At 47.5% G+C, this 13,170-nt stretch carries 12 protein-coding genes and 1 other RNA gene; 5 read left to right on the top strand and 8 right to left on the bottom strand.

Annotation, left to right across the window (positions count from 1 at the left end; genetic code table 11):
* Positions 1 to 24: 24 nt before the first annotated feature.
* The 4 genes from cysE to grpE all read right to left on the bottom strand — a co-directional run bounded on the left by cysE (position 25) and on the right by grpE (position 4,747).
* A complete protein-coding gene (gene cysE, locus KO512_RS00065) occupies positions 25 to 828 on the bottom strand; it encodes a serine O-acetyltransferase (RefSeq protein ID WP_215950304.1) in 804 nt (267 codons plus the stop codon).
* A 48-nt stretch (positions 829 to 876) separates the two neighbouring features.
* Positions 877 to 2,013 (bottom strand): molecular chaperone DnaJ, encoded by a 1,137-nt coding sequence (gene dnaJ / locus KO512_RS00060; protein ID WP_126157599.1) that lies wholly within the window; start codon positions 2,011 to 2,013, stop codon positions 877 to 879.
* A gap of 111 nt (positions 2,014 to 2,124) precedes the next feature.
* The gene (gene dnaK / locus KO512_RS00055) at positions 2,125 to 4,047 is read right to left on the bottom strand and encodes a molecular chaperone DnaK (protein ID WP_215950303.1); all 1,923 of its coding nucleotides are present in this window, start codon (positions 4,045 to 4,047) and stop codon (positions 2,125 to 2,127) included.
* A 97-nt stretch (positions 4,048 to 4,144) separates the two neighbouring features.
* Entirely contained in the window at positions 4,145 to 4,747 is a 603-nt protein-coding gene (gene grpE, locus KO512_RS00050) for a nucleotide exchange factor GrpE (RefSeq protein ID WP_215950302.1), read from the bottom strand.
* A 176-nt stretch (positions 4,748 to 4,923) separates the two neighbouring features.
* On the opposite strand from grpE, the gene recN reads away from it, so the two are divergent.
* On the top strand, positions 4,924 to 6,594 hold the full coding sequence (gene recN / locus KO512_RS00045; protein WP_215950301.1) for a DNA repair protein RecN: 1,671 nt from the start codon (positions 4,924 to 4,926) through the stop codon (positions 6,592 to 6,594).
* 94 nt (positions 6,595 to 6,688) lie between these two features.
* Here recN and fur read toward each other — a convergent pair whose 3' ends face one another.
* A complete protein-coding gene (gene fur / locus KO512_RS00040; RefSeq protein WP_126157603.1) occupies positions 6,689 to 7,114 on the bottom strand; it encodes a ferric iron uptake transcriptional regulator in 426 nt (141 codons plus the stop codon).
* Between the two features lie 90 nt (positions 7,115 to 7,204).
* On the opposite strand from fur, the gene bamE reads away from it, so the two are divergent.
* A complete protein-coding gene (gene bamE, locus KO512_RS00035) occupies positions 7,205 to 7,546 on the top strand; it encodes an outer membrane protein assembly factor BamE (protein WP_215950300.1) in 342 nt (113 codons plus the stop codon).
* A gap of 61 nt (positions 7,547 to 7,607) precedes the next feature.
* Here bamE and KO512_RS00030 read toward each other — a convergent pair whose 3' ends face one another.
* From KO512_RS00030 to KO512_RS00020, 3 genes are read right to left on the bottom strand one after another with little or no spacing between them, the layout of a single operon-like run.
* Positions 7,608 to 7,910 carry an RnfH family protein gene (locus KO512_RS00030; protein WP_215950299.1) on the bottom strand — a complete coding sequence of 101 codons (303 nt, stop codon included), beginning with the start codon at positions 7,908 to 7,910 and terminating at the stop codon, positions 7,608 to 7,610.
* 30 nt (positions 7,911 to 7,940) lie between these two features.
* Positions 7,941 to 8,372 (bottom strand): type II toxin-antitoxin system RatA family toxin, encoded by a 432-nt coding sequence (locus tag KO512_RS00025; RefSeq protein WP_126157606.1) that lies wholly within the window; start codon positions 8,370 to 8,372, stop codon positions 7,941 to 7,943.
* 1 nt (position 8,373) lies between these two features.
* Positions 8,374 to 9,741: a sodium-dependent transporter gene (locus KO512_RS00020; protein WP_215950298.1), complete on the bottom strand. Its 1,368-nt coding sequence runs from the start codon at positions 9,739 to 9,741 to the stop codon at positions 8,374 to 8,376.
* 207 nt (positions 9,742 to 9,948) lie between these two features.
* Here KO512_RS00020 and smpB point away from each other — a divergent pair, with 207 nt between their 5' ends.
* From smpB to KO512_RS00005, 3 genes are all read left to right on the top strand, one after another.
* Positions 9,949 to 10,422 (top strand): SsrA-binding protein SmpB, encoded by a 474-nt coding sequence (gene smpB, locus KO512_RS00015; RefSeq protein WP_215950297.1) that lies wholly within the window; start codon positions 9,949 to 9,951, stop codon positions 10,420 to 10,422.
* Between the two features lie 125 nt (positions 10,423 to 10,547).
* Positions 10,548 to 10,906: a transfer-messenger RNA gene (gene ssrA / locus KO512_RS00010) on the top strand.
* A 97-nt stretch (positions 10,907 to 11,003) separates the two neighbouring features.
* Positions 11,004 to 12,716 carry a site-specific integrase gene (locus tag KO512_RS00005; RefSeq protein WP_215950296.1) on the top strand — a complete coding sequence of 571 codons (1,713 nt, stop codon included), beginning with the start codon at positions 11,004 to 11,006 and terminating at the stop codon, positions 12,714 to 12,716.
* Positions 12,717 to 13,170 lie beyond the last annotated feature (454 nt).

Genomic DNA, 13,170 nt, shown 5'->3' with positions numbered 1-13,170 from the left:
TTAACATTCTGCCCCTCATGAACCTTAGCCTTTCGCTTGACTGACACTCTGGTCCATATCAAAAGCCGGTTTTTCACATTCGGGACGCCCAACAATCTTTGCTGGTACACCAACCACGGTGGTATGAGGCGGCACATCTTCGAGCACAACAGAACCACCACCCACTTTAGCCCCCGCACCGACTTCGATATTACCGAAGATCTTCGCACCGGCGGCAATCATCACCCCTTCGCGAATCTTAGGATGACGATCTCCCGTTTCTTTACCCGTGCCCCCTAAGGTGACCGACTGCAGAATAGAAACATCGTTTTCGATAACGCAGGTTTCCCCAACGACAATACCGGTTGCATGGTCAAACATCACACCACAGCCGATTCGTGCTGCAGGATGAATGTCCACCTGAAAGACTTCACTAACACGACTCTGAATGTACAGCGCCATCAAGTGACGTCCCTGTTTCCACATCCAATGAGCGATACGATAGGCTTGCAGAGCATGAAAGCCCTTTAGGTAAAGCAGCACAGTCGTAAAACTAAAAACCGCCGGATCACGAATGCGCACGGCGGTAATATCTTTACAGATACACTGGAGAATTTCGGGATCGCCACTCAGCGCCTCTTCAATCAACTCACGCAGGGTGATAGCAGCCATCACCTCGTCAGACAACTTATTGGCTAACAGGTAACTCACCGCCTCACAGAGGCTGTTATGCCGGATAATGGTGCTGTGAAAAAAGCTCGCCAAAAAGGGCTCAACGATCATTTCATCACGCGCTTCTTGCTGAATCAGCTGCCATAACTCATCCGGTTGAGTGGGAAAATCACTCATGTAAGACTCCTAAAAGTCGAAGGGGCTGCAATGCAGCCCCTTGGGATATTAGGTCATATCCTCAAAAAATTTCTTAACGCTATCAAAAAAACCATGCTTCTTAGGCCCATGGTGTTTTTGGCGTTCATCCATCGCCGTTTCAAACTGCTTCAGCAACTCTTTCTGTTTGCTGTTCAGATTCACCGGCGTTTCGACAATCACGCGAACCAGCAGATCACCGACGCTACCGCCTCGTACCGGTTTAATACCTTTGCCCCGCAGACGGAATAATTTTCCTGTCTGAGTTTCCGCTGGTATTTTCAGCTTAACACGAGATTCGAGGGTAGGCACTTCAAGCTCGCCACCTAGCGCTGCATCGATAAAGCTGATCGGCACTTCACAGTATAAATGTTTGCCATCACGCTCAAAGATAGCATGATCACGAACATTAACCTGAACGAACAGATCGCCTGATGGACCACCGTGACCTCCCGCTTCACCTTCACCTGAAAGGCGAATGCGATCACCGGTATCAACACCAGCAGGGATTTTAACGGATAGCTTTTTGGTTTGTTGCTTACGACCTTGGCCATGACAACTGGTACAAGGATCAGAAACAACCTGACCTTCACCATGACAAGTTGGGCAAGTTTGCTGCACAGAGAAGAAACCCTGCTGCATCCGTACCTGGCCAATACCACCACAGGTGCCACAGGTTTTAGCGCTGGTACCTGGCTTAGCACCAGTACCATCACACACTTCACAAGCAACGAGTGTTGGTACGGTGATGGTTTTTTCGCAACCACGCACCGCTTCTTCCAAGCTTAGATCCATGGTGTAACGCAGATCGGCACCACGCTGAACATGGCTACGACGACCACCGTGACCCTGTTGGCCAAAGATATCGCCAAACACATCACCAAAGATATCGCCGAAACCACCTTGACCGCCGCCAAAGCCCTGACCACCCATACCATTCTGGTCAACACCAGCATGACCATACTGATCATAAGCTGCTTTCTTTTGTTGATCGGACAGGACTTCGTATGCCTCATTGACCTCTTTAAAGGCCTCTTCGGCAGACTTATCATCCGGATTACGGTCCGGGTGATATTTCATCGCCATACGACGAAAGGCCTTTTTAATATCCCGGTCAGAAGCGTCACGATCAACGCCTAACACATCATAAAAATCTTTCTTCGACATAATCGGTATCGCAATCCGGTTAACTAATTCTTTACATCAGCTCAGAATAAAAACAGGACAACGCGGGACCGGCCCGCGCTGTCAATTTAAGCTTAACTCATTAAATCCGACTTACTTTTTGTCGTCGTCTTTAACTTCTTCAAACTCAGCATCTACAGCATCATCAGCAGGTTCAGCTTGAGCTTGTTCGCCCTCTTGACCTTCTGCCTGTTGAGCCGCTTCAGCATACATTTTCTGAGCCAGAGCAGAAACCGCTTCAGTCAGTGCCGCTGTTTTAGTTTCGATAGCTTCTTTATCGTCTTCTTTCAGCACGCCTTCCAGTGCTTCGATCGCACCGTTGATCGCTGTTTTTTCCTCTTCAGTTGCCTTATCACCGGCATCTTCCAAGGTTTTCTTAGCGGAGTGAATCATCGCATCACCCTGATTACGGGCTTGGCTCATCTCTTCAAACTTCTTATCCGCTTCAGCATTCGCTTCAGCATCGCTAATCATTTGTTCAACTTCTTCATCGCTCAAACCAGAAGAGGCTTTGATAACGATAGACTGTTCTTTACCGGTCGCTTTATCTTTTGCAGACACGTTCAGAATACCGTTAGCATCGATATCGAAGGTTACTTCAACCTGCGGCATACCACGTGGTGCTGGCGGAATATCGGCCAGGTCAAAACGACCCAATGATTTATTGGCAGATGCTTGCTTACGCTCACCCTGTACAACGTGGATAGTTACAGCAGACTGGTTGTCTTCAGCAGTAGAGAACACCTGAGACTTCTTAGTTGGGATAGTCGTGTTCTTCTCGATAACCGGAGTCGCAACGCCACCCATGGTTTCGATACCCAAGCTCAGTGGGGTAACATCCAGCAAGAGAACGTCTTTAACATCACCCGCCAGTACCGCAGCCTGAATAGATGCACCAATCGCAACCGCTTCATCAGGGTTAACATCTTTACGTGCTTCTTTACCGAAGAATTCTGTTACTTTCTTCTGTACCAGAGGCATACGGGTCTGACCACCGACCAAAATCACTTCATCGATATCAGAAGCAGAAAGATCAGCATCTTTCAGCGCCATACGGCAAGGCTCAAGAGAACGATCAACCAGCGCTTCAACCAGTGATTCCATTTTCGCACGGCTGATCTTAACGTTCAGGTGCTTAGGACCGGTTGAATCCGCAGTGATGTAAGGCAAGTTAACGTCAGTACTCTGTGCAGAAGATAGCTCAACTTTTGCTTTTTCAGCACCCTCTTTCAGACGTTGCAGTGCCAGTGGATCACTATACAGATCGATACCAGACTCTTTCTTAAATTCAGCCGCCAGATATTCGATCAGGCGTGAGTCGAAATCTTCACCACCCAAGAAGGTGTCGCCGTTAGTCGCCAACACTTCAAACTGGTGCTCGCCATCAACTTCTGCAATTTCGATAATAGAGATATCGAATGTACCGCCACCCAAGTCGTATACAGCGATAGTTTTATCGCCTTTAGATTTGTCCATACCGTAAGCCAGTGCAGCAGCGGTTGGTTCGTTGATGATACGTTTAACATTCAGACCCGCAATCTTACCGGCATCTTTAGTTGCCTGACGCTGAGAGTCATTGAAGTAAGCAGGTACCGTAATAACGGCTTCCGTTACTTCTTCACCCAGGAAATCTTCAGCAGTTTTCTTCATCTTCTTCAGAATTTCTGCAGATACCTGTGGTGCAGCCATTTTCTTATCGTTTACTTGAACCCAAGCATCGCCGTTGTCAGCTTCGATAATTTTGTATGGCACCATTTTAATATCTTTCTGTACCACATCGTCTTTAAAACGACGACCGATCAAACGTTTGATCGCGTACAGTGTATTATTCGGGTTAGTCACTGCCTGACGTTTAGCCGGCTGACCTACCAAAATTTCACCATCATCCGCATAAGCGATGATAGACGGGGTGGTGCGCTCACCCTCTGCGTTTTCAATAACCCGTGGCTTATCACCGTCCAATACTGCGACGCATGAGTTTGTAGTACCCAGGTCAATACCAATAATTCTACCCATCTCAATCACTCCAATCATTCTGTGCCCGATCTAGCGGGCGAAATTCTTTTTTCTTGACTAGCTATATTGGTGCATTTTTATCAGTTTCAAGGCCTGACTATTCAGCACCTTTAGAAACAATCACCATCGCTGGACGAATCAAGCGGCCATTCAAGGTATAACCTTTCTGCATCACCGCGATGACATGGTTAGCCGGTACATCAGGGCTTGGCACCATCGACATCGCCTGATGCAATTCCGCACTGAACGGTTCGCCAACAGGGTTATGCTGCTCTACTTTAAACTTGCCCAAACCGGTGATGAACATATTCAGCGTCATCTCAACGCCTTCGCGCAAGGCGACCACTGCTTCATCATCACTATTGGACGCTTCGATTGCCCGCTCCAAGCTGTCAACAACCGGCAGCAATTCATTGGCAAATTTATCCAACGCAAATTTATGCGCTTTCTCGACATCCATCTCTGCCCGACGACGCACATTCTGCATCTCAGCCAAGGTCCGGAGTTCCTGTTCTTTTAGCTCAGTAATCTGATCCTGAGCCTGTGCCAACTGACGTTGCAGTGCGTTCACATCAACCTCTGCTGTCGCACCTTCAGTGACCGGCTCAACGGTGTCGTCAGCCGCCACGGAGTCATCAACCGCTTCAGTTGTTGTGTCCGGCTGCTGATCTTCAACCTGAGTCTTATCTTCGCCTGCCATCACTTTCTCCAACCATCTGATATGTGAATATTCTGTTGTGCTTTTATATGGGGCTAAGCCAACAGGATTCAAGTGGTTATTTTTAGATTTTTTTAGTAAACCAGCAGTTATTGATTGCGCTAAAGTAATTATTGGCTTATATATTAACCACTGTATAAAAACACAGGCTTGAGGCCATGCTGACTCAACTTAATATTCGCAACTACGCCATCGTCGAACAACTGGATCTAGAGCTGGAAAGCGGCATGACCGTTGTCAGCGGTGAAACAGGGGCCGGTAAATCGATCATGCTCGACGCCCTCGGCCTAACCCTTGGCGATCGCGCCGATATGGGCTCAGTGCGCAAAGGCGCTGAACGGGCGGAGATAATCGCCAGCTTTGATATTTCAAATATTCCCACGGCTAAAGAGTGGCTGAAAAACCAAGAGCTCGATGATAGCGAGTGTATTTTACGCCGCGTTATCACTAGCGAAGGGCGTTCGCGTAGCTATATTAACGGCAGTCCTTGCCCCATTAATAAAGTGCGAGAACTTGGCGAGCATCTCATCGAAATCCATGGTCAGCATGAACACCAACGCTTACTTAAAAAAGATCATCACCGCCACCTTCTTGATGCCTATTCCGGTAAAGGTGAATTAGCCAGCAAAACCCGTCAGCTATTCCGTCATTGGCACAGCCTTAATCACCGATTGCATCAACTGTCGGCTCAGAATGAAGAGCAGACCGCTCGCCTACAATTATTAAGCTATCAAGCAGAAGAGCTGGAACAGCTAGCCGTAGGAGAAGGTGAATACGAAAAACTGGTTGAAGAACAGAGCCGACTGGCGAATGCTGAAGATATCCTACAATCGGGCCAGCAAATCGTTCTACTCACCAGTGATGGCGAAGAGATTAGCTGCCTAAGCTTACTCAACCAGTGTCAGAATCTACTGAGCAAAATGAAAGGTACTTCGCCGTCGGTAACTCAGACTATCGAGATGCTGAATAGCGCCCAGATTCAAATAGAAGAAGCTTCACAAGAGATCAGCCATTATATGGATCGGGTTGAGCTTAACCCGACACGTCAGGCAAACGTTGAAGAGCGGCTTAGCACCATTTTCGATCTAGCGCGCAAACACCGCATCTCTCCCGAGCAACTACCACAATTCCAGCAAGATATTCAGCAAGAGCTAGAAAGCCTGAGCATGTCAGATCAGGCATTGGAAGCATTGCATCAGGAGACCGAACAGGCTCGTCAAGCGTTTATAAATAGCGCCAAACAACTCAGCAAAGCTCGGCATAAAGCGGCTTTAAGCCTTAAGAATGAAGTTAATAAACAACTACATAGTTTAGGTATGACCGCTGCTGAGTTAAGTCTCTGTCTAACGCCCTATGCGAAAGACCAACTCAACGCCCACGGCCTTGAAGAAGTCGAGTTTCTGATTACGACCAACGCTGGCCAACCACCTCGCCCGCTAAACAAAATAGCCTCTGGTGGTGAGCTATCGAGGATATCATTAGCGATTCAAGTGATTACGGCGCAATCATCCAGCACCCCTACGCTTATCTTCGACGAAGTAGATGTCGGCATCGGCGGTGCTATTGCTGAAGTTGTGGGTCGACTGCTTAGACAACTCGGCGAGAATAACCAAATCTTAGTGGTTACTCACCAACCTCAGGTGGCCTCTCAAGGACATCAGCACCTCTTCGTTAGCAAGCAAACCGTGAAAAACAAAACCATCACCCATATCGATCGTTTGACTATCGATCAGCGTGTGGGGGAAGTTGCTCGAATGCTTGGCGGTATCGATGTAACCGAAACCTCGCGAGATCATGCACGGGAAATGCTTGGCTTAGAGATCGCCTAAGATTCAGCACTCATAGCTAGAATCACAGCCCCTCAAAACTCAAAAAACCGGCACGGCCGGTTTTCTATAGGTTTTTTATTTTTGCTTTTATAGATTACTTCGGTTTACAACCATCAGCACACTCACCATATAGATACAGTGTGTGATCCGTTATTTTAAATCCTAGTTCACGAGCGATCTCATCCTGACGGGCTTTTAAACCACGATCACTAAACTCCCGCACCTTACCGCATTTAACACAGACGATATGGTCATGCTGCTCATCCTGAGTCAGCTCAAAAACGGAATGTCCTCCTTCAAAGTGATGACGAGACACCAACCCTGCCGTTTCAAACTGAGTGAGAACGCGATAGACGGTGGCCAGCCCAACATCTTCGTTCTGCTCCAGCAGAAGTTTATAAATATCCTCCGCACTGAAATGGTCACCTTCACCAGCTTTCTCAAGAATCTGATAAATTTTTACCCGCGGCAAGGTAACCTTCAATCCTGCGTTACGTAATTCCTGATTTTCAAGTCCCATAATCTTTCTCTATGATGTTTATCTAAACGAATGTTAGACTTGCAACCTCAATTATCTGATTTTATACGCGAAAGTGGAAGTCATTTACTAATGCAAAAAGTTCTTATTAGCGTTATCGCTGCTATTTTACTATCCGGTTGCTCTGAATTCCCCGGTGTTTACAAGATCGACGTTCCACAAGGTAATGTGGTTACGCAAGAGATGGTCGACACCCTGCGTCCCGGAATGACTCAAAACCAAGTGCGCTACGTACTCGGCACGCCTCTGATCACTGACAGTTTCAACAGCAATCGTTGGGACTACATCTACCGCAATCAATCCGGTGAAACCGGTATCATCACTCAGCAGACGCTGACTGTTATCTTTGATGAAAGCGGCAAGTTATCGAGTCTGGCCGGCGACTTCCGCCCCGGCGGCGCACAGCAGCAGTAAAACACCTCGCCTTTCCTCATATCGCCAGCACAGATTATGCTGTGTTGGCGATATCTAAAGCTTAGCTCTGGGCTTCCCGTTCGGCTTTTGCTTTAGCTGCCCGGCGTGCACGCACCTCTTTCGGATCCGCAATTAAAGGACGGTATATCTCCACCCGCTGCTCTGGCTTGAGAATATACTCTTTGGGGTTTGCAATCGCTTTGCCGAAAACCCCCATCGGGTCGTGCTCTATATCGATCTGCGGAAAAATCTCCGTAATTCTAGACTGCACCACCGCATCATAAGCAGAACACCCTTCATCCACTTCAAGTGAGATGATTTTTTGTTGATCTGGAAGTGCGTATGCTACCTCAACATTTATCATGCCTATCACCTTTCTCTTTTATCTCGATGCTTAGCCATAAATCTGATCGGCCCGACTGACGAAAGCATCCACCATCGTCACCGCCATCTGATTAAATACCTTACTCATCGCCAAATTGGTCAGCCGACCGGAAAAATCAAACTGCATACTCAAACTGACCTTACAGGCTTCATCACTCAATGCTTTAAACGTCCACTCGCCGGTCAGGCTCGAGAATGGCCCCTCAACCAACGCAATACGAATAACCTTAGGCCGCTCCATCTCATTACGAGTAGTGAAGCTGTACTTAAGGCCTGCCTTCGCGACCCTTAGAGTCGCCTGCATCGTCGTGTCAGTAGATTCAATCAAGGTGCTACCCGAGCACCAAGGCAGAAACTCGGGATAACGTTCTACATCGTTTACTAGATCAAACATCTGCTCAGCCGTATGAAGCACCAGCGCACTACGGTCTACCTGTGTCATGCTATGAGCCCAATTTATCGATCAGATTGAATATAAAAATTACCGCCACCGCAATCGGTGCAACATAGCGGATCATGATAGACCAAGCGAAATACACTCCGGGAGATTTAATAGACAATTCGTCTCGGGTAATCTGCTGAGTCAAAATCCAACCGGCAAATAACGCGATAAACAAACCACCCAACGGTAAGAAGACATTCGCGGTAATGAAATCCAAGAAATCAAAGATATTCATACCAAAGATTAAAATATCGCTACCAATGTTAAATGAACTTAGCGCCGCAATGCCCATCAACCACACCACTAACCCCAGCAGCGTACAAACGGGACCACGTTTCAGGCCAAACCGCTCCACCATCCAAGCAACTCCAGGTTCCATCAACGAAATAGCCGATGTCCAAGCAGCCAGTGCAACCAGTACAAAGAAGAGGAAACCAAACACCTGACCACCCGGCATATGACCAAAGGCCACCGGCAGGGTGATAAACATCAATCCAGGCCCGGCAGCGGGGTCCAACGAATTAGCAAAGACAATGGGGAAGATCGCCATACCAGCCACCAGCGCCACAACCGTATCGAGTGCTGCAATGGTCAAGACCGTACCGCCAATCGAAGCATTCTTCGGCATATAAGAGCCGTACGCCATAATCGCCCCCATCCCCAGAGATAAGGTAAAGAACGAGTGCCCTAATGCCACCAGCACCGCATGCCAAGAAAGCTCAGAGGGGTCAAAGTGAAACAGAAAGTCCAACCCTTCACCAAAAGATCCCGACGACATCGAATAACCCAGCAACAGCAGCAGCAGCACAAACAGCGCCGGCATCATGATCTTAGTTGCGCGTTCTAACCCTTTATTAACACCGCCCAGTAAAACCGACATGACTAACACCACAAACACGGTATGCCAGATCAACAGCGTCTGAGGGTCAGCCAGCAACTTACTGAACGCGGCAGCCGCCTGATCGCTACCCATCTCGAGGAATTCACCATTCGCCATCGCCGCGACGTAAGCGAGCACCCAGCCGGCCACTACCGAGTAAAATGAGAAAATCAAAAAACCAGCCAAGGCACCAATCCATCCCACCAACGCCCACTTCGGTGAATGATCGGCCTCAATCGCAACTTCTCGCATCGAATTAATTGGACTTTGACGACCACGTCGTCCCACCAGCACCTCAGCCATCATAATGGGCACACCCACCGCCAAAATGCAGACCAAATACACCAACACAAAAGCACCGCCACCATTCTGGCCCGCTATATAGGGGAACTTCCAGATATTACCTAGGCCAACAGCCGAACCCGTCGCCGCCATAATAAAAACCCAGCGACTAGCCCATGAACCATGAATATTTTGACGATCTTTCATGTAAATCTCTTAAAGTAGACGGATATTTCAAATAATGAATTTTCTAATGAAACTGCTCGGCATTGTCCATATTTTGGTCACTTAATTCAATGATTCACGCCAGACACCGGCCAAAAAGCCCTTTTTAAGGCCCACACTCAACGAACAAAGCGTCTTGTCACTCAATTCTCTTTCCTTGAACTGTAACGCTCTATATAATCCCGCCCCATGGCAAAGAAGAAAGCAAAACCCAGTGGCAATACTATCTGCCAGAACAAGAAAGCCCGACACGAGTATGCAATTGATACTAAGTTCGAGGCTGGACTGTCTCTCACAGGATGGGAAGTAAAAAGCCTCCGCGAAGGTCGCGGCCAGCTTGTAGACTCTTATGTAGTTCTGCATAACGGCGAAGCGTGGCTCGTTGGCGCCCATTTTACACCACTGAAAACCGCAGCAGCCCATGTTGTTGCTGAACCTACTCGACAGCGTAAACTGCTGCTGCATCGGCGTGAAATTGATCGTCTAATCGGCGCAGTTCAAGCAAAAGGCTTCACCTGTGTCGCACTCGCCCTTTATTGGAAGAACGACCGGGTAAAATGTGAAATCGCATTGGCCAAAGGTAAGAAGCAGCACGACAAACGGGATTCTGAAAAAGAGCGTGACTGGAATCGTCAGAAACAACGCGTACTGGCGGCAAAATAACGTTTTATTGCGGTAAAGCTATACTCTTGCTGTAAACCGGCTATAATGCCGGCCCGTCTTACATAATTATCTAACGATGTTGCTGCAACAGAACTCTTAAGATAATGTGTGGTCGGAAATACTATGGGGGTGACTTGGCTTCGACGCCGATTGCGAACCCTTTGGTGCATGTCGTGAGTGTAGTGAATCACGTAAATCAATTACTACACAGTTATAGTTGCAAACGACGATAACTACGCTCTAGCAGCTTAAGTCTGCTTGCGCTGCTCCTTCAGGTGTCTATAACTAGAGGATTTTGCAGTGTCATTCGAGATAGAATCGCCCGGAAGCTTTGTCTCAAGACGAAGGGTTAAAACTAAAGAGGCTCGCCCTAAACGCCCTGACCTTCGGGCCGTGCTGGGTTAACTGAGTAGAAGTGTCTAAACATGTAGATCTAGAGGCAGAGGATTGGCGGACGCGGGTTCGAAACCCGCCACCTCCACCAAATGCGCGTAAGCCTTTGTTTTATAAAGAAATAAAGGCTTACTAAAAGCTTCGAGTGGCACAATGGACGATTCCGTGTGCCACTCGAGGCTTTTTTTATGTCTGCACATACGCCACATCTTTTTCGTCGTCCGTCCGGTATTTACTACATTCGGCTGACAATACCCAAACCCGTGCTCACCAAGTTCACGCGGAGCTCGCGGGATATCCGCCTTTCACTCAAAACGACTGACAAGGCAGAAGCGTCCACCCTATCCTGCTTATTGAGATACCAGTTCCCTCAGATACTTGACTGTATCAACAAGGACCGTTTTACTAACACAGCGATCAACATTACTCAGTTTGTAACGCTGAAGTTCAAAGAACTCATTCTCAAGTATCACCTTAAGGACAAGGACATGTCAGACGAGCTATCCAACCTCATCCTCCCCGACATTGAGGCTGCGGCAACAGCCTCACAGCGAGAGACGGTGAAAGAAGCGCGCGAAAACGCCGTCACTGTGACGACTTATAGCGAAAAACGCCGCCACGTAGCCCCGAGTAATGAGATCGTTATTGAAGTTAACGGTAACCCTGTCACCATCAATCACCCCGGCAATCCTGACTTAGAGCTCGAACAAGCCACCAAAATACTCCAGCGGTTCGGCGGCGGTGGCAATGGACCGGATAATCAGGACACTGAATATCCGGTTCGCTTTGTATTCGATGCCTACATCAAAAATAAAGTCCGCACTAATCTTAAAGCCAATCCACAGACGCAGAGCGAACACGTTCAAATGCTGGAAACATGCGTTGAGCTATTAGGCCCAGATACCAATTATTACACATTGACGTTTGATGATGCCGAAGCACTCAGGGACAAGCTATTAACCTTAAAAGACGGCCGCGCTAGAAACTCAGCAACAGCGGCAACCATTCAACCATCGCGGGCGAAAAAAATACTCGACCGGTTCAAGCAACTCGCCAAATACGCGAAACGAAAAAAATATAACCCCGAAGACCTAGGTGAGGATCTTGAGATTATCTTCAAGCAATCTGAGAAATCAGATGAAGATAAGGTCTACAGCGAAGAGGATCTGCAAAAACTCTTTGCTGGCTACCCTTACTCTCAAATAACCCTCGATCGCGCGAGAAACCTCTTTGATTACCACTTTTGGCTCATTCCTGTACTGATGTATACAGGTGCACGCTTAAATGAAATTTGCCAGCTACAGGTCAGTGATATTAAACAAGAGGTCCAAAAAGCCAAGAAAGGCTCACAAGAAGCCCTCGCTCCTATCCATTACATACACATCAAGAATGAATTCGACGAGCAAGGCAATAAAACGCAAGAAGTGAAAACCGATTCATCCAGACGTAAAGTTCCGATTCACAAAACCCTCATTGAGTTGGGTTTCCTAGACTTCGTGGCAAAACGAAAACGAGAGGTTGGGCCAGCAGAGCAACTATTTGAAGGTCTGTATTACAGTCAAAAAAATAAGTGGGCGAAAAAGGCCAGTGACTGGTTTAACGGCAACGGTAAAATGAAGTCTTACCGCGAAGAGTGCAACATAGTTAATCCTAAACAGAAAAATCTACATACGTTCCGGCATACCTTTATTGGCGCAATGACCGACTCCATCGGCGTTGAAGTCGCTTTAATTTCTCGCATTGTCGGGCATGAAATCAGTCAACAAACAGCCAAATATGGCCGCAAGCAAGTCTCTTTAGATCGTTTAAAAGCCGAAATCGACATACTTGATTATGATGTTGATATTTCTCATCTCGATTATGATGCTTTCGTGGCTTACAAGAATAGGAAGGGTAAATAAAAGCAACATCCATAAACAAGACGGGGTTGGAATTTACCTCCAACACTACAGGTCGCTAAAAACTGAATATTGGACTTGTTCGTATCTTCCCAGCTTGTCATCTTTCAGTGTACCGCCAGTAAATACAAACGTTAGGCTAGGTTTAAAGTTCATCACAGACAACACCGGTTGATGCCAATTTAAATTGCTCGACAACAAATAGCACGATCACTATTGTTAACCAAGGGACTGGCACAACGATTGATCGGCATGAGTGAAATCAATCAGCCCGCTGACTGAATTCACTCAAGCTGATAGCTATAATCTGACATCCGTTGGCGCGTTAACAATTAGCGCGGCTAGCTTGCCGACCAACAGTCGACAAGCTACCGGCATTGGCATCAACAACGACAACATTTTTGCCACCAACAGACATACTTGCACCCAACCGCTCTACCCATACTTGCCATGGCAA

Source organism: Amphritea atlantica, assembly GCF_018860855.1.
Lineage (GTDB): Bacteria > Pseudomonadota > Gammaproteobacteria > Pseudomonadales > Balneatricaceae > Amphritea > Amphritea atlantica_A.
Note: the sequence above shows the minus strand (reverse complement) of the source record. Positions and strands in the feature narration are given on the sequence as shown.